19 protein-coding genes are annotated in these 19,289 nt (G+C 68.7%); 12 read left to right on the top strand and 7 right to left on the bottom strand.

The features are described 5' to 3' along the window. Positions 1 to 45: 45 nt before the first annotated feature. Positions 46 to 720, top strand: a complete 675-nt coding sequence (locus tag HUK68_RS21975; protein ID WP_175506366.1) for an HD domain-containing protein — start codon at positions 46 to 48, stop codon at positions 718 to 720. 38 nt (positions 721 to 758) lie between these two features. Here the strand turns inward: HUK68_RS21975 and HUK68_RS21970 are convergent, their stop codons facing one another. The 7 genes from HUK68_RS21970 to HUK68_RS21940 all read right to left on the bottom strand — a co-directional run bounded on the left by HUK68_RS21970 (position 759) and on the right by HUK68_RS21940 (position 6,957). Further along, positions 759 to 1,199 (bottom strand): DUF1810 domain-containing protein, encoded by a 441-nt coding sequence (locus HUK68_RS21970; RefSeq protein WP_175506365.1) that lies wholly within the window; start codon positions 1,197 to 1,199, stop codon positions 759 to 761. Between the two features lie 86 nt (positions 1,200 to 1,285). After that, positions 1,286 to 2,434, bottom strand: coding sequence for an alpha-hydroxy acid oxidase (locus tag HUK68_RS21965; RefSeq protein WP_244146390.1), 1,149 nt, complete (start codon positions 2,432 to 2,434; stop codon positions 1,286 to 1,288). An 11-nt stretch (positions 2,435 to 2,445) separates the two neighbouring features. Beyond that, complete coding sequence (locus tag HUK68_RS21960) at positions 2,446 to 3,402, bottom strand: Bug family tripartite tricarboxylate transporter substrate binding protein (RefSeq protein WP_175506364.1); 957 nt, start codon at positions 3,400 to 3,402, stop codon at positions 2,446 to 2,448. A 41-nt stretch (positions 3,403 to 3,443) separates the two neighbouring features. Then, positions 3,444 to 4,352, bottom strand: a complete 909-nt coding sequence (locus tag HUK68_RS21955; RefSeq protein ID WP_175506363.1) for a fumarylacetoacetate hydrolase family protein — start codon at positions 4,350 to 4,352, stop codon at positions 3,444 to 3,446. A gap of 16 nt (positions 4,353 to 4,368) precedes the next feature. Next, positions 4,369 to 5,031: a GntR family transcriptional regulator gene (locus tag HUK68_RS21950; RefSeq protein WP_175506362.1), complete on the bottom strand. Its 663-nt coding sequence runs from the start codon at positions 5,029 to 5,031 to the stop codon at positions 4,369 to 4,371. Between the two features lie 163 nt (positions 5,032 to 5,194). Continuing rightward, positions 5,195 to 6,115: a LysR family transcriptional regulator gene (locus HUK68_RS21945; RefSeq protein WP_175506458.1), complete on the bottom strand. Its 921-nt coding sequence runs from the start codon at positions 6,113 to 6,115 to the stop codon at positions 5,195 to 5,197. 47 nt (positions 6,116 to 6,162) lie between these two features. Then, a complete protein-coding gene (locus tag HUK68_RS21940) occupies positions 6,163 to 6,957 on the bottom strand; it encodes a crotonase/enoyl-CoA hydratase family protein (RefSeq protein WP_175506361.1) in 795 nt (264 codons plus the stop codon). 262 nt (positions 6,958 to 7,219) lie between these two features. Between HUK68_RS21940 and HUK68_RS21935 the strand changes: the two genes are divergently transcribed. The 11 genes from HUK68_RS21935 to HUK68_RS21885 all read left to right on the top strand — a co-directional run bounded on the left by HUK68_RS21935 (position 7,220) and on the right by HUK68_RS21885 (position 19,252). Then, positions 7,220 to 8,443, top strand: a complete 1,224-nt coding sequence (locus HUK68_RS21935; RefSeq protein ID WP_175506360.1) for a CaiB/BaiF CoA transferase family protein — start codon at positions 7,220 to 7,222, stop codon at positions 8,441 to 8,443. 34 nt (positions 8,444 to 8,477) lie between these two features. Next, positions 8,478 to 9,443 (top strand): Bug family tripartite tricarboxylate transporter substrate binding protein, encoded by a 966-nt coding sequence (locus tag HUK68_RS21930; RefSeq protein ID WP_175506359.1) that lies wholly within the window; start codon positions 8,478 to 8,480, stop codon positions 9,441 to 9,443. A gap of 31 nt (positions 9,444 to 9,474) precedes the next feature. After that, positions 9,475 to 9,930: a MaoC family dehydratase gene (locus tag HUK68_RS21925; RefSeq protein ID WP_175506358.1), complete on the top strand. Its 456-nt coding sequence runs from the start codon at positions 9,475 to 9,477 to the stop codon at positions 9,928 to 9,930. Between the two features lie 14 nt (positions 9,931 to 9,944). Next, complete coding sequence (locus tag HUK68_RS21920; protein ID WP_175506357.1) at positions 9,945 to 10,745, top strand: enoyl-CoA hydratase/isomerase family protein; 801 nt, start codon at positions 9,945 to 9,947, stop codon at positions 10,743 to 10,745. 86 nt (positions 10,746 to 10,831) lie between these two features. After that, on the top strand, positions 10,832 to 11,143 hold the full coding sequence (locus HUK68_RS21915) for a Zn-ribbon domain-containing OB-fold protein (protein WP_434082477.1): 312 nt from the start codon (positions 10,832 to 10,834) through the stop codon (positions 11,141 to 11,143). 15 nt (positions 11,144 to 11,158) lie between these two features. Continuing rightward, the gene (locus HUK68_RS21910; RefSeq protein WP_175506355.1) at positions 11,159 to 12,316 is read left to right on the top strand and encodes a thiolase family protein; all 1,158 of its coding nucleotides are present in this window, start codon (positions 11,159 to 11,161) and stop codon (positions 12,314 to 12,316) included. 38 nt (positions 12,317 to 12,354) lie between these two features. Beyond that, positions 12,355 to 13,131 carry an SDR family NAD(P)-dependent oxidoreductase gene (locus HUK68_RS21905; protein ID WP_175506354.1) on the top strand — a complete coding sequence of 259 codons (777 nt, stop codon included), beginning with the start codon at positions 12,355 to 12,357 and terminating at the stop codon, positions 13,129 to 13,131. A 181-nt stretch (positions 13,132 to 13,312) separates the two neighbouring features. Then, positions 13,313 to 14,797 (top strand): CoA-binding protein, encoded by a 1,485-nt coding sequence (locus HUK68_RS21900; RefSeq protein WP_175506353.1) that lies wholly within the window; start codon positions 13,313 to 13,315, stop codon positions 14,795 to 14,797. Positions 14,798 to 14,819: 22 nt separating this feature from the next. Beyond that, complete coding sequence (locus HUK68_RS21895) at positions 14,820 to 15,788, top strand: Bug family tripartite tricarboxylate transporter substrate binding protein (protein WP_175506352.1); 969 nt, start codon at positions 14,820 to 14,822, stop codon at positions 15,786 to 15,788. A 96-nt stretch (positions 15,789 to 15,884) separates the two neighbouring features. Then, complete coding sequence (locus HUK68_RS21890; protein WP_175506351.1) at positions 15,885 to 16,913, top strand: NAD(P)H-dependent flavin oxidoreductase; 1,029 nt, start codon at positions 15,885 to 15,887, stop codon at positions 16,911 to 16,913. Next, complete coding sequence (locus HUK68_RS21885) at positions 16,910 to 19,252, top strand: acyl-CoA dehydrogenase family protein (RefSeq protein WP_175506350.1); 2,343 nt, start codon at positions 16,910 to 16,912, stop codon at positions 19,250 to 19,252. The genes HUK68_RS21890 and HUK68_RS21885 overlap by 4 nt, the downstream gene beginning before the upstream one ends. Positions 19,253 to 19,289: the final 37 nt, after the last annotated feature.

Raw genomic sequence — 19,289 nt, 5'->3', positions numbered from 1 at the left:
GCCGCAGCGGGCGCGGCCGGCCAGTGCATGCGACACAATGCGGCGATGAACCATCCGCAAGAAAGCAGCGCGGTAAATCGGCTGCAGGCCTATTGGGCGCGCAGTTGCCCGGCATTGCCGGCCGCCGTGTCGGCGCAACTGTTCGCGCGCGTGCTGGCCGGCTGGAGCGAGCCGCAGCGTGCCTACCACACCACCCAGCACCTGTTGGAATCCCTCGATCTTCTGCACGCATGGCGCGGAGTGCAGGACTGGCCGAAGGCGGTGGCCCTGGCGCTGTTCTTCCACGACGTGGTGTATGACCCGAAGCGGTCGGACAATGAAGACATGAGCGCGCGCATTGCCCGGGAAATGCTGGCGCAGATGCAGGCAGGGCCAGAACTGGCGCAGGCCATCGTGGCGCTGATCGATGTCACCAAGCATGCCGCAACGCCTCGCACCGAGGATGAAAAGCTGATCGTCGACATCGACCTGGCGATCCTTGGCGCGACGCCGCAGCGTTACGCGCAATACCAGGCGCAGGTGCGCCAGGAGTATGCGCATGTGCCCGAGGCGCTGTTCCTGCGCGGCCGGCTGGCGGTGCTCGAAGCCTTTCTGCGCACCGGACCCGGTCTGTACCACACGGTGCGCGGGCGCAATGCCTTCGCTGGCGCAGCGGCGCGCAATCTCGCGGCGGAAGTGGCACAGTTGCGGGCGGCTATAGGCGATCTCGGGCCAGGCTGAACGCAAGCGTCAGTGAAGTGCCGCCAACGGCCCGAGCGCTATAGGCTGCCAAGCAGCTCCAGCGTCTTGCCATCGCTGGCCTGCAGGCCCAGCAGGATCTGCGCAAACACCGAGTCCTCACCCGCAGCCGCGCGGAAAAGCGTCATGCAGGAGATGAATTTCTGGCTGTCGATGGCGCCGAACAGATGCAGCAAGCCGGTGCCGGGCTGCAATGCGGCCTGGGCGGTTTGCGCCGCCGCGATCAGCCGCGCGCCGAGCAGCGGGTGCTGCAGATAGCGCCGGGCTTGCGCCAGATCGTGGATGGCAAAGCGCCGCGCCATCGCGCTGCGGCCCAGGCCGTCGAGCTGGGGGAAGATGAACCACATCCAGTGCGACTGCTTTTGTCCGGCGCGCAACTCCTGCAGCGCGGTCTCGAACACACCGCGCTGCGCGTCGATGAAAGGCTGGAATTCAGCGTCGCTGGGCGTCTCTTGCGTCATGCCCAGAGCATGCGCCAGCGCGTCGGCAACGGCCCTCGGACAGGGCGGCATCCGGCTGTAGGCCTGGCGCCGCAGCGCTGGCCGCCTCAGCGCGCACGCCGGCGCAGCCGCGTGGGGCCGATCTCGTAGGGGTGATTGAGCCCCAGCAGCGCGAGGTTGCGCTGCAGCTCGTCGCGCAGCAGCGCGATCGCGGTTTCGACGCCCGGCTGTCCAGCGGCGGCCAGCGCCAGGTTGAAGGGCCGGCCCGCAAACACACAGCGCGCGCCCAGTGCCAGCGCTTTGAGCACATCCGCGCCGCGGCGAATGCCGCCATCCATCATCACCACCAGGCCCGGGGCCGCCTCGACGACCTCGGCCAGCACGCTCAGCGGCGTGGCCACGCTGTCGGCCTGGCGCCCGCCATGGTTGGAGACGATGATGCCGTCGGCGCCCGCCTCCCGGGCCTGCACTGCGTCGGCGCCGCACATGATGCCCTTGATGATGAGCCGGCCCTGCCAGTGGCTGCGGGCCACGCGGATATGGTCCCAGGTGAAGTTGTCGCGGTTCCTGACGTCTTTTTGCAGCGTGGAGGACAGCACTGGATTGCCGCGGTCGGCGCGCCAGTTCTCCAGATGCGGCATGCCATGCTGGGCCAGCGTGCGCAGGAAGGTGCCGATGGTCCAGCGCGGATGGGTCACGCCTTGCCACAGCATGTCCAGCGATGGCCGCAGCGGCGACGAGAAACCAAAGCGCGCATAGCGGTCCGGGCTCACCGACACCGGGATATCGACGGTGATCACCAGGTTGGCGATGCCCGCGGCCGCGGCGCGGTCGAGCAGGCGCTGGACCTCGCGCGGATCGCCCGGCAGGTAGGCCTGGAACCAGATGCCCGGCGCCGCGGCCGCGACCTTCTCCAGCCGCGTGAGCGAGGCGCCGCTGAGCACATAGGGAATGCCATGCGCATGCGCGGCGCGCGCCAGTGCCACGTCGCCGTCGAAGTGGTACATCGCGCCCAGGCCCACGGGCGCGATGCCGAACGGGCTGGCGTAGCGCTGGCCGAAGAGTTCGATGTGCTGCGTCCGGGCCGACACGTCGACCAGCATGCGCGGAATGAACTCATAGTCCTCGAACGCCGCGCGGTTCCAGCGCAGCGACAGCTCGTCCTCGGCGCCGTTGGCGATGTAGGCATACATCGATGCCGGCAGCCGCTGGCGCGCCAGGCCGCGGAAGTCTTCCAGGTTGTAGATGTTTTTCACGCGGCGTGCGCTCAGTCCAGCTTGATGTTGGCGGCCTTGACGACCTTGCCCCACTTGTCCTGCTCGGCCGCGACAAAGCGGTTGAATTCCGGCGTCAGGACCAAGTCGGGCGTGATGCCCGCAGCCTTGATCTGCTGCAGGAACTCGGGCTTGGCGTAGGCGCGCTTGAGCGCCTCCGACAGTTCGGCGACGGTCGCCGCCGAGGCGCCCTTGGGCAGGAAGATGCCGAACCACGACTGCAGGTCGTAGCCCTTGAAGCCCTGCTCGGCCAGCGGCTTGATGCCGGGCAGCTGCTCCGAAGGCTGGGCCGACGAGACCGCCAGCGCGCGCAGGCGCCCGGACTGGATCTGGCCCAGCAGGCTGGTCAGGTTGTCGAACTGCAGGTCGGTATGGCCGCCGATCAGGTCGGTGATGGCCGGCGCCGAGCCCTTGTAGGGCACATGGGTCAGCTTCATTTCGGGCTTGACCTGCTTCATCAACTCGCCGGCCAGGTTGCTGGTGGTGCCGCCGCCGGCCGAGCCAAAGGTCAGCTGCTTGGCCTTCGACGCGTTCACCAGGTCATCGACGCTCTTGATCGGGGATTCGGCGCGCACCACCAGCACATTGGGCATGGCCACGACCTTGGCCACGGGCGTGAAGTCCTTGGCCGGGTCGTAGGGCATGTTGCTGTAGATCCAGGAATTGATGGCATGCGTGCTGATGGTGCCCAGCAGGATGGTCTTGCCGTCGGGCACGGCGCGCGCCACGGCCGCGGCGCCCACGCCGCCGCCCGCGCCCGGGCGGTTCACCACGATCAGATTGGCCTTGAGCTCGGTGGCGAGTTCCTTGGCGAGAAAACGCGCGTAGACGTCGGTCGAGCCGCCGGTGGCAAACGGCACCACCAGCTCGATGGTCTTGCCGTCGGCGTGGGCGCTGAAAGCGATGGAATGGATGGCGGCGGCCAGCACGATGCCGGTGATTTTTTTCATGCTCTTGTCTCCCTGGAGGTTTTTTTGGAATGCGGGTGGGGTCAGCCGCCAACGATGCGGTTTTCCAGCGTGCCTATGCCTTGCACCGTGGCCCGCACCACATCGCCGGCCTGCAGGCAGGCGGGCGGGGTCATGGCAAAGCCCACGCCCTGCGGCGTGCCGGTGGAGATGATGTCGCCGGGCTCGAGCGTCATGCCGATGGACAGCTCGGCGATGATGCGCTGCACGCTGAAGATCATGTCGTTGGTGTTGTGCCGCTGGCGCTGCTCGCCGTTCACCGTGAGGCTCAGTTCGAGCTGGTTCGGGTCGGCGATGGCGCTGTGGTGGGTGATCACCGGGCCCACCGGGCAGCTGGTGTCGAGGCCCTTGCCCTTGAACCACTGGCCGTGGCGCTTTTGCAGGTCGCGCGCGGTGATGTCGTTGACCACGGTGTAGCCGAACACATGCTGCAGCGCGTCTTCTTCGCGGATGTTGGCGCCGCCCTTGCCGATCACGATGGCCAGCTCGACCTCATAGTCGAGGCTGTTGGTGATGGCTTCATGGCGCAGCACCGCGCCCTGGTGGCCGACCAGCGCCGTCGCCGGCTTGGTGAAGAACTCGATGGCTTCGGGAAACTGGTTTTCGGGCCGGCCGTTGGCACGGTTGCCTTCGATGATGTGCTCGCGGTAGTTGCGGCCCACGCAGAAGACGTTCTTGCCGGTGCGTATCGGCGGCAGGAAAGTGAGGCTGTCGCGGGCCTGCAGCAGGCCGTTGACGCGGGGGCTCGCCAGGGCTTCGGCCACCGCCTGGATGGCCGCCGCGCCGCCGCGGATCAGCTGCGCCATCGAGCCGGGAATCACCGGGCCGAGCACGGCGGCGGCCGCGGTGAGGTCGAGAAAGTCGCCGGACGGCGTCTCGACGCCCAGGGACGGCTGGCGCGACTGCGCCGGCAGGAAAGTTGCAAACTTCATCTTCTGTTCCATCAGGTCAGGGTGGGGTGGCCGCGGCAAAGGCCTTGAGCAGGCTGCGCACATGGCGCCGGGCAATGTCTTCGGCGCCATCGGCATCGCGCCGGTGGATGGCGTCGATGATTTCGAGGTGCTCGCGCATGGAGTCGTCCTGGCGGTGCAGCCGGGCAATGGTCTGGCGCCGGTAGCTGGTCTGCAGGTGGCCGAACAGCGCCCACATCTTCACCAGCAGCGCGTTGCCCGACAGGCGCACGATCTCCTGGTGGAAGTCGACATTGGCCCTGGCATAGGCATTGGCCGGTTGCGCCGCGGCCTGCGCTGCGTCCATGAACGGCGCAAAGATCCGGCGCAGGTGGTCGACGTCGCGCTGGGTGGCGTTCATTGCCGCCTCGCGTGTGGCCAGGCCTTCGAGCTGCTCGCGGATCTGCAGCCATTCGAGGTAGTCGGTATCCGAGGTAGGGGCAAGCAGCGCGCCCTTGCCCGGGCGCAGGCTGACCAGGCCAATGGTGTCAAGCCGGATCAGCGCCTCGCGCACCGGCGTGCGGCTCACGCCGAGCCGGCCCGCGAGCTCTTCCTCGCGCACGCGCACCGGCGCCTCGATCGAGGCCTTGAGGCCGGTCAGGTAATCGCTGACTTGGGCCAGCACGTTCTGCGAACTGGGTTTGTCGGCATTTTCAAGCATTTGTATACAGGATTGTGTTTTGCATGGACTTTAGCCACTGCGTTGCAAAAACACAAGATTGAATACATGGGGAAAACCCGCGACATGGCGCGGCTGTGCCTGGGTGGCGCAAGCCGGAGGCGATGCAAGAGGGCAAGCGCCGCGCGGCGCAAGAAGGGGCCCGTCAGAGCGCGCTGACCAGCCCTTCGCCGTAGCCCGAGAACTCGCGCTCGGCAAGCTGGCGAAAGCGCTGGGCGGCGGCGCTTTCCATCTCCGGGCGGTAGGCCAGCGCCATGCCGATCGAGGCCGCCTGCGGCAGCTTGAGCAGCTTGCGGTAGACCATCTTCTCGCTGGCAAAGCGTTGCATGATCGATGGCACCAGCGCCACGCCCAGGCCGCTCTCGACCATGGCCAGCACCGTCTGCACCTGCGTGGCTTCCTGCGCCACGCGCGGAATGAAGCCCGCATGCTGGCAGGCAAGCATGGCCGCGCTGTGCAGGCCCGCCGCATAGTTGCGCGTGTACATCACGAAGGCTTCGTGCGACAGCTCGGCAAGCTGCAGCTCGTGCCGGGCGGCCAGCGGGTTGCCGCGCGGAATCGCGGCCACGAACTCCTCGGTCTCGAGCATCACCAGCCTGACCTGGGCGCTGTCGAGCAGCGGGGTGCGCACCAGGCCGATGTCCAGTTCGTCGTTCTCGATCTGCTGCAGGATGGCGGTCGAGGTGGCTTCCTTGAGGATCAGGTCCACGCCCGGGTACTCGATGCGAAAGCGCGGCACCAGCTTTTGCAGCAGTCCAAAGGTGCAGGAGCCGACGAAGCCGACCTCCAGCGTGCCGCCCGTGCCATGCGAGGCCTGGCTCGCGAGGTCGACGAACTGGTCGTTGTGGAACAGCAGCCGGCGCGCCTCGGCCAGCGCCGCGCGGCCGCTGGGCGTCAGCGCGACGCCGCCGCTGCCGCGCGTGAACAGCTTGGTGCCGAGTTCGGCTTCGAGCTTCTGGATCGACACCGACAGCGGCGGCTGGGACATGTGCAGCCGCTCGGCCGCCATGCGGAAATTAAGCGTTTCCGCGAGCGTGACGAAGTGGCGGATGCGCCGCAGGTCCATGGTGATCATCGTGGCTCGGAGCATAACCGCAGCGCCCGAAGCGGTTTTCAGCGGCTGAAATCGGGCTTGCGCTTCTCGATGAAGGCCATGACCGCCTCGCGGTGGTCGGCGGTCTGGTGCGACACGGCCTGGTACATCGCGGCCATCTCCAGCAGCGTATCGAGGCGCGTGGTCATGCCTTCGCGGATCAGCCGCTTGGTCAGGCGCACGGCATGCGGCGGGTTGGCGGCAATCTCCTCGGCCAATTTGCGCGCGGCCGGCATCAGCTCGGCCGCGGGCACCACCTGCGACACCAGGTTCCACTCCAGCGCCTGGCGCGCATCGATGCTGCGGCCGGTGAAGGACAGCTCGGCCGCGCGCGACAGCCCGATGATGCGCGGCAGCAGCCAGGCGCCGCCGTCGCCGGCCACGATGCCGACCTTGACGAAGCTCTCGGCGAACTTCGCGCTGTCGACGGCAATGCGCATGTCGCACATGCAGCTCAGGTCCAGGCCGGCGCCGATCGCATGGCCGTTGATGGCCGCGATCACCGGTACCTCGAGGTTGAACAGCGCCAGCGGCAGGCGCTGGATGCCGCTGCGGTATTCCTGGCGCACCTGCATCGCGTCGACCTCGCCGCTGGCCTGGCGCAGCATGGCCTTGACGTTGCCGCCGGCGCTGAAGGACGCGCCCTTGCCGGTCAGGATCACCACGCGCACCGAGCGGTCGGCCTCGATGCGCTGGAGCGCGGCTAGCAATTCATCGAGCAGCGAGCTGCCGGTCAGCGGGTTGTGGCGCTCCGGGTCGTTGAGCGTGAGCGTGACGACATGGGCATCTTGTTCGTACAGCAGGTATTGGGTCATGGGTGGCTCTCGGGCAAATGCACTGAAGCCGACATTACGTGGCACCCCCCACGCTGTCCAATATCGTTTTGGTATTTTCCGATATTGAATTGAATATCGGTATTTTCGGGACCTCGGGTAAACCTTGGTATTCAATACCGGGTCGATATTGATATTCCTGAATTTAATATTGGACGCCCAAATCTGCGCTGCGTACGCTGAAAGCCATGAACAACACCGCCGGCCACCGTGCCGGCACGCGTTTTCGGAGGCGATCGAACGCATGACATCCGTACTGGGCCATATCAAAGTACTCGACCTGACGCGCGTCCTCGCGGGGCCGTGGGCGACGCAGAATCTCGCCGACATGGGCGCCGAGGTCATCAAGATCGAGCGTCCCGTGCAGGGCGACGACACGCGCGGCTGGGGGCCGCCGTTCCTCAAGGATGCGGATGGCAACGAGACCCGGGATTCGTCCTATTTCCTCAGCGCCAACCGCGGCAAGAAGTCGGTCACCTGCGACCTGTCCCAGCCCGAGGGCCAGGCGCTGATCCGCGCGCTGGCCAAGGACGCGGACGTGGTGGTCGAGAACTACAAGGTCGGCACGCTGGCGCGCTACGGCCTGGGCTATGAGGACCTGCAGCAGATCAACCCGCGCCTGGTCTATTGCTCGATCACCGGCTTTGGACAGGACGGGCCGTATGCCGCGCTGCCCGGCTACGACTTCGTGTTCCAGGGCATGGGCGGGCTGATGAGCATCACCGGCCAGCCCGAGGGCGCGCCCGGCGACGAGCCGATGAAGGCCGGCATTGCCATCAGCGACCTGCTCACGGGCATGTATGCGACCACCGCCATCCTCGGCGCGCTCGAGCACCGCCATGTGAGCGGCGCCGGCCAGCACATCGACCTGTCGCTGCTCGACTGCATGGTGAGCGTCAACTCCTATGTCGCGATCAACTACTTCCTGTCGGGAAAGATTCCGCAGCGCATGGGCAATGCCCACGCCAACATGGTGCCCTACCAGGTGTTCCGCTGCCGCGAGGGCAGCCTGATCCTGGCGGTGGGCAACGACTCGCAGTACCGCGCGCTGTGCCAGGTGCTGGGCCGGGCCGACCTGGCCACGGACGAGCGCTATGCCAGCGCCGGCAACCGCAACCGCCACCGCGAGCTCCTGATTCCGCAGCTTGCCGACCTGCTGCGGGAAAAGACCATGGCCGAGTGGATCGAACTGCTCGAGGCGGCCAACGTGCCCTGCGGGCCGATCTACAACATGCAGCAGGTGTTCGAGGACCCGCAGGTGCGCCACCGCGGCATGCGGCTGTCGCTGCCGCATGGCGCGGGCGTGCAGGCCCCCGCGGTGGCCAGCCCGCTGCGCTTCTCGCACACGCCGCTGCAGTACGGCCGCGCCGCGCCGACGCTGGGCGAACACACCGACGCGGTGCTGGCCGGCCAGCTCGGGCTGGCGCCCGAACGCATTGCCGCACTGCGCGCCCAGGGCATCGTCTGATCCCGCATTCCCGATAACAAGCACAGGAGACACCATGCGACGCCAATTCCTTCATGCGCTGGCCGGCGCGGCCCTGCTGGCCACGGCCGCCAGCGCCAGCGCGCAAAGCCGCACGCCGATACGCTTTGTCGTGCCCTATCCGGCCGGCGGCGCGGCCGACCAGATCACGCGCCTGGTGGCCAACGAGGCCGCGCAGGTCCTGGGCACGCCGATCGTCATCGACAACAAGGCCGGCGCGGCCGGCATGATTGCCGCCGAAACCGCGCTGCGCGCCGACGCCGACGGCCACACCTTCTTTGTCGGCTCGAATGCGCCCATGGTCATCAACCAGGCGATCTACGCCAAGATGGCCTACAACCCGGAAAAGGACTTCGTGCCCGTGGTCGGCATGGGCAAGTCACCGCTCTTGCTGGTGACGCGCGGCAATCTCGGCGCCAAGAACGTGGCGGAGTTCATCGCGCTGGCGAAGAAAAGCGACACCGGCTTCACCATGGGCTCGGCCAGCAGCGGCAACATCACCCACCTCGCCGGCGAGAGCGCGAGCCGCGCGATGGGCTTTCGCGTGACCCACGTGCCCTTCAGCGGCAGCGCGCCGGCCATCACCAGCATGCTGGGCAACAACATCGACATCATGTTCGATGCCTTGCCCTCGTGCCTGCAGCAGGCCAAGGCCGGGCGCATCGTGCCGCTGGCGATTCTCGACGGCAAGCGTTTTCCGCAGATTCCCGAGGTGCCCACGCTGGCCGAAGCCGGCTTTCCCGGCAACGAGGCCAGCGCCTGGTTCGGCGTGATGGCGCGCGCCGGCACGCCGCAGGCCGCGATCGACAGCCTGAACAAGGCCGTCAACGAGGCCTTCAAGCGCCCCGATCTGGTGACCCGGCTCAACAACATCGGCGCCCAGCCCATGCCCGGCTCGCCGCAGGCCTTCGGCAGCTTCATCGCCGAGGAGCGCGCGCGCTGGATTCCGCTGGCCAAGTCGCTGGGCATCAAGGCCGACTGACACCGTCACTCCCTCTTCAAGGAACACACACATGGTGACCCTGGACTCTCCCGAAGCGATCCGCGCCTTCGTCGGCAAAAGCGCCACCAGCGCGCCGCTGCAGATCGACCAGAGCATGATCGACCGCTTTGCCGACATCACCGGCGACCACCAGTGGCTGCATGTCGACGTCGAACGCGCGGCGCAGGAATCGCCGTATGGCTCGACCATTGCGCACGGCCTGCTGACGCTGTCGCTGCTGCCCGCCTGGTACGGCCAGTGCCTGAAGTTTCCCAACCGCCGGCATGGCGTGAACTACGGCTTCGACAAGGTGCGCTTCACCGGCCCGGTCAAGAGCGGCGCGCAGGTGCATGGCCGCTTCACGCTGGTCAAGGCCGAGGACGTGGCGCCGGGCGGGCTGCGCTGCACCTGGAACGTCGAAGTGCATGCCGACGGCGTGGAGCGCCCGGTGCTGGTCGCCCAGTGGCTGATCCAGGTCACGCATTGAGCCGGGGACCGCAGATGCCAGCCATTCTTGTCGAACGCGTGGGCAGCACCGCCGTGCTCACGCTGAACCGGCCCGAGGCGCGCAACGCGCTCGACTACCAGATGCGCAGCGAACTGGCCCAGGCCGTGCCGCAGCTGCGCGACGACCCGCAGGTCAAGGCCATCGTCATCACCGGCGCCGGCAAGCACTTTTGCGCCGGCGGCGACGTGAAGATCCTGGCCGAGGCCCAGGCCGCGGAACGCGACGTCTTCGAGGGCCGCGAGCGCATCCTCAACATCCACCGCTGGTTCAATGAACTGATCGACATCGAAAAGCCGGTGATTGCCGCTATCGACGGCGTGGCGTTCGGCGCCGGGCTGTCGTTCGCGCTGTGCGCGGATTTCGTGCTGGCCACGCCGCGCGCCACGTTCTGCGCGGTGTTCAGCCGCATCGGCTACGTGCCCGACATGGCCGCGATGTATCTGCTGCCGCGCGCCGTGGGCTTGTCCACGGCCAAGGAACTGGTGTTCACCGGGCGCGTGGTGGACACCGACGAGGCCCGGCGCATGGGACTGGTGCACCGGATCGTCGACGGCGACCTGCGCCAGGCGGCGCTGGAACTCGCGGCGCGTTTCGAGCAGGCACCGGCCGGCGCCATCGGCCTGGCCAAGTCGATCATGAACCGGGCTTTCGAGAGCGAGCGCCACAGCGTCTGCGCGCAGGAGGCCATGGCCCAGGCGATGTGCCGCGAAAGCCGCTTCCACCAGCAGGCGGTGCAGCGCTTCATCGACAAACAGCCGGCGCTCTACAGCTGGCCCACGGAGGACAAGCAGTGACCCAGGATTCCCAGACCCCCGCCGCCGAGGCGCGCGTGCCGCAGCCCGAGCGCGAGTATTTCGCCCACCTGGCCGAAGGCCGCTTCATGCTGCAGCGCTCGCGCAGCTCGGGCGGCTATGTGTTCTACCCGCGCGTGGCCGAGCCGCGCACCGGCAACCGCGATCTCGAATGGGTCGCGGCCAGCGGCGACGGCATTGTCCATGCGACCACCGTGGTGCGGCGCAAGCCGCCCGAGCCGGCGTTCAACGTGGCCCTGGTGCAGCTCGCCGAGGGCCCGCGCATGATGAGCCGCGTCGAGGGCGTGGCGCCCGGGGAAGTGCGCATCGGCATGGCCGTGAAGGCGCGCATCGCCAGCGCCGACGGCAAGCCCCTGGTCGTGTTCGACGCCCAGCCATAGGAAAGCCCAGACACCATGAGCCAAGACAAATTTCCGCGCGGCAAGACCGCCATCGTGGCGTCGGCCACCTACGGCATGGGCGAGGCGCCCGGCCTGTCCTCGATGGACCTGGCGGTATCGGCCAGCCTGCGCGCGCTGGCCTCGGCCGGCTTGAAGCCCGGCGATGTCGACGGGCTGTTCATCGGCCTGCCCGACGACTTCCTCTCGGGCCTGACGTTTGCCGAGTACCTGGGCATCACGCCCCAGGTCACGGACAACAACCGCACCGGCGGCTCGGCGTTCCTCACGCACTGCATGTGGGCCGCGCTGGCGCTGGAAGCGGGCCAGTGCGACGTGGCGCTGGTGGCCTACGGCAGCAACCAGCGCAGCGCCGCGGGCGGGCTGGTCAGCGCGATGCGGCCCTCGCCCTACGAAGCGCCGTACAAGCTGCCGCGGCCGGTGGGCGCGTATGCGCTGGCCACCTCGCGCTACATGCATGAATACGGCCTCAAGCGCGAACAGCTGGGCGCGGTGGCGATTGCCGCGCGCCAGTGGGCGCAGCTCAATCCCGACGCCTTCCTGCGCGAGCCGCTGGGCATGCACGAGTACCTGGCGTCGCGCCTGGTCAGCGACCCGCTGTCGGTGCGCGACTGCTGCCTGGTCACCGACGGCGCCGCGGCCATCGTCATGACGCGCGCCGACCGCGCCAAAAGCCTGGCGCAGCGGCCGGTCTACATCCTGGGCAACGCCGCGTCGACGCACCACCGCGACATCACCTCGATGCCGGACCTGACCACCACCGCGGCCGCGATCTCGGGCCCGCGCGCCATGGCCCAGGCCGGCGTCACGCCCAAGGACATCGATGTCGTCGAGGTCTACGACGCGTTCACCATCAATACCCTGCTGTTTCTCGAGGACCTGGGCTTTTGCCGGAAGGGCGAGGCCGGCGCCTTTGTCGAAGGCGGGCGCATCGCGCCCGGCGGCGAGCTGCCGGTCAACACCAATGGCGGCGGCCTGTCGTGCGTGCACCCGGGCATGTACGGGCTGTTCACCATCGTCGAAGCCGTGCAGCAGCTGCAGGGCACGGCCGGCGCGCGCCAGGTCAAGGACGCGAAGCTGGCGCTGGCCCACGGCAATGGCGGCGAACTCTCCAGCCAGGCGACCATGGTGCTGGGCACCGAGGAAACGCTTTAACGCCTGCCCGCGCGGGCACCGACATCAAGGACTTATTCGTGCAAACTCCCGACTTCTCTCTCGACAACAAGCAGATCATCGTCACCGGCGCGGCCCAGGGCATAGGCAAGGCGCTGGCCTCGACCATCGTCGCGCTGGGCGGCAAGGTGGTGGCGGTGGACCTCAATGACGCGGCGCTCGCGGCGCTGCGCGCCGAACTCGGCGAAGGCCGCTGCGTGACCGTGATCGGCAGCGTCACCGACCCCGCCGTGGCCCAGGCCGCGGTCGATGCCGGCGTGGCCGCGTTCGGCGGCGTCAACGGCCTGGTCAACAACGCCGGCGTGACGCGCACCGCGATGATCGACAAGATGACGCTCGAGTCCTGGCAGACCGTGATCGACGTGCACCTGACGGGCGCCTTCCAGTTCCTGCAGGCGCTGGGCCGCCACCTGCTGGCGCGCGCCAAGGCCGGCGAGCAGATCGCCGGCTCGATCGTCAACATTTCGTCCGACGCGGGCCGCCGCGGCACCATCGGCCAGATCAACTACGGCACGGCCAAGGCCGGCGTGCTGGGCATGACGATGTGCGCGGCGCGCGAATGGGCGAAGTACAACATCCGCTGCAACACCGTGGGTTTTGGCGTGGTGGAGACGCCAATGACCGAAACCATCCGCGGCGAGAAGTTCGCCGACACCTATCTGGCGCAGATTCCGCTGGGCCGCTGGGGCGAGGCCGGCGAGGTGGCGCGCCCGGTGGCCTTCCTGCTGTCGGATGCCGCGTCCTATGTCACGGGCCAGCACCTGTCGGTCAACGGCGGCTACACCATCGGCGTATGAGCCCGGCGCCGGCCTGGGGCTGGCCGTCGATCCCCGGGTTTTGCCTGGGTTTCGATAGCGCTTCGGTATCGGTGGGAAGCGCAAAAGTATTGGCTGCCGCGCCGCGCGGTGGCTAGGATTTCGAGCAATAGATCGCCCGCCAACGCGACTTGCCTGCGAATAGAACCAGGAGACAAGAACCATGCATTCCTTGCGAGAAACGGTGTATTCCCATGGCGAGCTGGCCGGGCTGCTGGCGCCGCGCAGCGTCGTGATCATCGGCGCCTCGAGCCGCCCGGGCTCGTTTGGCGAGCGCACGCTGAGGAACCTGCGCACCCACTACACGGGCCGGGTCTACCTGGTCAACCCGCAGTACGCGACGCTGGGCGCCGACCCCTGCTATCCCGACCTCGCGGCCCTGCCCGAGGTGCCCGATTGCGCCGTCATCGCCGTGCCGCGCGAGAAGGTCTATGAGCTGGTGGCGCAATGCGTCGAAGCGCAACTGCCCGGCGTGCTGGTGTTTGCCTCGGGCTATGCCGAAACCGACCAGGCTGAGGGCCTGAGCGCGCAGCGCGCGCTGTCGGCGCTGGTGCGCGGCAGCAAGACGCGGCTGGTCGGCCCCAACTGCCTGGGCTTTGCCAACTACGCCGCCTCCACCCACTTGTCGTTCTCGGAATTCCCGGGCTACCTGCCCGGGCCCGCCGCGGTCGGCATCGCCAGCCAGTCGGGCGCGCTGGCGATGGCGATTGCGCAGGGCGCGAATGCCGGCACGCCCATCAGCCACGCGCTGGCCTGCGGCAACATGGTCGATGTCGATGTCGCCGACTACGTGAGCTACCTGGCCGGCGAGAGCGCCTGCGCGGCCATCGTCTGCATCATCGAGGGCCACGAGCACCCGGCGCGCATGGAGCAGGCGGCGCGCATCGCGCTGGCCGCCGGCAAGCCGCTGATCGTGCACAAGCTCGGCTGCTCGGCCAAGGGCATCCATGCCGCGTGGCGCCACACGGCCTCGGTGGCCGGCAGCCAGGCCGACTGGCAAGCGCTGTTCGCGCGCTGCGGCGCGGTCATGGTCGAGCATTTCGACCGTGTGCTCGAAGTGGCCAGCTTCTTTGCCAAGGCGCCGCGCGCCGGCGGCCGCGGCGCGGCGATTCTCAGCACCTCGGGCGGCGCCTGCATCATTGCCGCCGATGCCGCCGCCGCGCACGGCATCGAACTGCCGCCGCCCGCCGATGCGGCCAACGCGCAGGTGCTGGCCGACACCATTCCGGCCTTTGGCTATCCGCACAACCCGTTCGACACCACGGCCCAGGTCATCAGCCACCCGGCGTCTTTCAGCGCCTGCGCGGCGGCCACCATGGGCGATGCTGCCTACGACTGCGTGGTCACGCCGCATATCCAGGCCTACGAGTCGGCGACGCCGCGCATTGCCACGCTCAACGAGCAGGCCGCGCGCTTCGGCAAGATCGCCTGCAACGTGTGGCTCACGCAGTGGATGGGCGGGCCGGGCTATGCCGATACCGCCTCCCTGCCGCATATCGCGCTGTTCCGTTCCATGGACAGCTGCTTCTGGACCCTGGCGCGCTGGCAGCAGCGCCAGCAATGGATCGATGCGCAGTCCGCGCGCGCCCAGTCCGGCGGCGCCCAGTCCGGGGGCGCCCAGCCGCGTGGCGCCGCGGCGCTGGCCTGAACGCCGCCCGAGGAACACCGCCATGCCCATCCGATTCAACCGCCGCCTTTTCGCGCTGCTGGCGCTGTGCAGCCTGCCGCTGGCCGCCGCCGCGCAGGCCTTTCCAACCAAGCCGCTGCGCATCGTCGTGGCCTATCCGCCCGGAGGCGGCGCCGACATCCTGGCGCGCGACTTCGGCCAGAAGCTGCAGGACAAGCTCAAGCAGCCGGTGATCGTGGAAAACAAGCCCGGCGCGGGCACGCTGCTGGCCGCGGCCCAGGTGGCGAGCGCGCCCGCCGACGGCCACACGCTGCTGCTGGTGACCAACACCTTGCTGATCTCGCCGCAGCTGCAAGGTTCGAGCCCGGTCAATGTGCTCAAGGAGCTCAAGCCCGTGGCGTCGCTGACCGAGATCGTGTTCGTGCTGGTCACGCCCGCCGACCTGCCGCAAAAGACGCTGCCCGAACTGATCAGCTACATGAAGGCCAACCCCGGCAAGGTCAACTACGCCACGCCCAGCCAGGGCGGCATCACGCATCTGATCGGCACGCAGTTCCAGGAGGCCTATGGCGTGAAGATGGTCACCGTGCCCTACAAGGGCACTGCGCCGGCGCTGGTCGATGTGATGTCGGGACGGGTGCAGACCATGCTCGATGCCATGACCACCTCGCTGCCGCACCTCAAGGCCGGCAAGCTGCGCGCGCTGGGCGTGGCCGACGACAAGCCCTGGGCGGCCATGCCCGAGATCCCGCCGATGTTCACCAAAGGCCAGCAGTTCGGCCGCGGCTGGTACCACCTGTTCACCGCCGCCGGCGCGCCCGACGCGGCGGTGGCCGCGGTGAATGCCGCCACCGCCGAGATCATGGCCGAGCCCGCGTTCAGCGCCAAGCTCGCGGCGCTGGCGCTGATGCCCACCGGCCAGGACAGCCCCGCCAGGCTCAAGGCCGACATGGCCGCCGAATACCGGCTCTGGGGCGATCTGATCAAGGAAAAAGGCATCAAGGCCGAGTAAATCCTGTGCCCACCGCCGGGCCCCGTGCCAGGCCGGTGGCGGCCGCCGCATGCGTGCCATGTGCGCGGATCTGTCTTCAACTCCTGCGGAAAAACGATGAAAACACGTGTCACCGAAAAGCTGGGCATTGAATATCCCATCATCCAGGGCGGAATGCAGTGGGTCGGCCTGGCCGAGCTCGCCTCGGCCGTCTCCAATGCCGGCGGCCTGGGCATCCTGACCGGGCTCACCCAGGCCACGGCCGACGACCTGCGCCAGGAAATCGCGCGCTGCCGGCGCATGACGCACAAGCCGTTTGGCGTGAACCTCACCATGCTGCCCTCGTCGGTGCCCCGGCCCTATGCCGAGTATGTCGCCGCCATCGTCGACAGCGGCGTGAAGATCGTCGAGACGGCGGGCCGGATTCCCGAGGAATTCATCCGCACCTTCCGGCAGCATGGCATCACCATCGTGCACAAATGCACCACCGTGCGCCATGCGCTGTCGGCCGAGCGTGCGGGCGTCGACATGGTGTCCATCGACGGGCTCGAATGCGCGGGCCATCCGGGCGAGGACGATGTCGGCGGGCTGGTGCTGATCCCGGCCGCGGCGCGGGCGCTGAAGATCCCGGTGATTGCCTCGGGCGGCATTGCCGACGGCCGCGGCCTGGCCGCCGCGCTGGTGCTGGGCGCCGAAGGCGTGAACATGGGCACGCGCTTTTGCGTCACGCGCGAGGCGCCCATCCATGAGCACATCAAGCAGGCCTATGTCGCCGGCAGCGAGCGCGACACGGCGCTGATCTACCGCACGCTGAAGAACACCGCGCGCGTCTTCCGCAACGAGATTGCCGAGCAGGTGCGCGCGCTCGAGGCGCAGCCCGGCGGCTGCGCGTTCGAGGACCTGCGGCCGCTGGTGGTGGGCACGCGCGGGCGCGCGGCGCTCGAAAGCGGCGAGGTGCACGGCGGCATTCTCAGCGCCGGCCAGTGCATCGGACTGATCCATGACATTCCCAGCTGCGAGGAACTGATCGAGCGCATGGTGGCCGAGTGCCGCGAGCGGCTGAGCCGCGCCAGCCGCTGGGCCGCGCCCGATGCCGCCGATGACCGCGCCCTGATGGCGCTTGCCGCCACCGAAAGCCAGCCATGAACCAGGTCGTCGACGCGTTCGAGGAGCGCCAGGAAGTCGAGCGCATGCTGCTGGATGGTGCGCAGCAGTTTCTGCAGGCCCGGCATTCGCTGCAGCGCGCGCGCTGCTGGCGCAGCGAAGGGCGGCGCTTCGATGCGCGGCTGTGGTCGGCCATGGGCGAATGCGGCTGGCTGGGCATGCGCCTGCCCGAGGAACTGGGCGGCTTTGGCCTGCCGCTGTCGGCCGCGGCCGCGCTCGCGGCGCGGCTCGGGGCGGCGCTGCTGCCCGATCCCTTTGTCGGCTGCGCCGTGGCGCCGGCCGCGCTGCTGGCCGCGTTGCCGGCCTCGGACCTGCGCGACGCGCTGGCCGGCGAGCTGGTGGACGGCGCGCAGGTGCTGACGCTGGCCTGGCAGGCGCAGCCGGGCGAGATCGATCCCGGCTGGAGCGGCGCGGTGCTGGCGCGCGATGCGCAGGGCCTGGTGCTGGACGGGACCTGTGTCGCGGTCGAGGGCGCGGCCGACCAATGGCTGGTGGCGGCCAGCGAGGACGGCCAGCCCCGGCTGGTGCGGGTGGCCGCGCAGGCCGCCGGCGTGCGGCGCGACGCGCAATTGCGTGCCGACGGCAGCGCGATGGACACGCTGCATTTCGACGCGGTGCGGATCTCCGCCGATGCGCTCTTGGCCACGGGCGCCGCCGCGCGGCGCGCGCTGGGCGTGGCGCTTGACGAGACCCGCGTGGTGGCCGCCGCCTATCTGGCCGGGCTGGCCGAAGCCGCGCTGGACAGCACGGCCGCCTATCTGGCGCAACGCGTGCAGTTCGGCCAGCCGCTGGCGGCGCTGCAGACCGTGCGCCATCGCGTGGTCGATCTGGACCTGCAAAAGCGCCTGGCCTTTGCCTCGTGGCGCAAGGCCTGTGAGATCCACGCGGCGGCGCCTGACGACTTCGCCGCCGCCGCGAGCGCCGCCAAGGCGCGCTGCTCCGAACTCGCGCTGCGCGCGACGCGCGCGGCCATGCAACTGCATGGGGCGATGGGCTATACCGAGGAGGCCGACATCGGCTTGTGTGCCGATGCGGCGCTGCGGCACGCACCCGCATTCGGCAACGCGCCCGCGCACCGGCGCCGGTTTGCGGCACTGGCGTTCGACCGGCCCGCAGCGCCGGAGCTGCGCGGCGGCTTCCCGGCCGGCCCGCATCCGGCCACGCCCGAGGCCTGGGCGCAGTTGTCCGATAGCGAGTTCGCGGCGCGCCTCGAAGCCTGGCTGCAGGCCCACTATCCGCCCGAATGGCGCCAGCCCATCGTGCTGCGCCTGCGCGGCGCGGCCGAGCGCGACTGGCTGGGCACGCTGCACCGCCACGGCCTGCGCGCGCCGGGCATTGCGCGCGCGGCGGGCGGCATGGGCCTGCCGCTGCGCAAGCAGCTGCTCTACAAGCAGGTCTTCGATGCGCATGGCGTGGCGCGCGTGCTCGACATGGGCAGCACGCTGCTCGCGCCCATCCTGATCCGCTACGGCACGGCCGAGCAGCAGGCGCGCTTCCTGCCAGGCATCCTGCGCGGCGAGGAGGTCTGGTGCCAGGGCTATTCCGAGCCCGGCGCGGGCTCGGACCTCGCGTCGCTGCGCACCCGCGCCGAGCGCCGCGACGATGTGTTCATCGTCAACGGCCAGAAGATCTGGACCAGCCACGCGAACAATGCCAGCCGCATCTTCATGCTGGTGCGCACCGGGCAGTACGAGCGCAAGCAGCAGGGCATCAGCCTGCTGCTGGTCGACCTGAACTCGCCGGGCATCACGGTGCGGCCCATCGTCAACATGGCCGGCGACGACGAATTCTGCGAAGTGTTCTTCGACAACGTCGAAGTGCCGGCGAGCCGCCTGCTGGGCCCGCTCGACAATGGCTGGAACGTCGCCAAGAGCCTGCTGGGCGTCGAGCGCCTGGTCAACGGCAGCCCGGCGCTGGCGCAGCAGGCATTCAACTACCTGCGGCAGATGCTGGACGCCGCCCCCGACATGCGCGCCGCCGCATTGCCCAATGACCGCCTGGCCCAGCTGGCCTGCGAACTGCATGATTTCCACGGCCTGTATGCCGAAACCTGCGCCGCGGCGCTGGCCGGCCAGACGCTCGATGCCGAATATTCGGTGCTCAAGCTGGTCTCCACCGAGCTGTTCCAGAAAATCGTCGAGCTGGTGATGGACCTTGCCGCGGAACGCGGCGCCGTCAATGGCGCCCAGGCCTTTGGCGCGGTGAATATCGACCTGCACCGGCTGTATATGGTGTCGCGCCCGGGCACGATTTATGGCGGCGCGAGCGAAGTCCAGCGCGACATTCTCGCGCGCAGCCTGCTGCCCGCAAAAACGCGCTGAAAGCCGCACCCGCCCGATGGATTCCCTCATGGAAGCC

The organism is Comamonas antarctica (genome assembly GCF_013363755.1).
Classification (GTDB): Bacteria; Pseudomonadota; Gammaproteobacteria; order Burkholderiales; family Burkholderiaceae_C; genus Comamonas; species Comamonas antarctica.
Note: the sequence above shows the minus strand (reverse complement) of the source record. Positions and strands in the feature narration are given on the sequence as shown.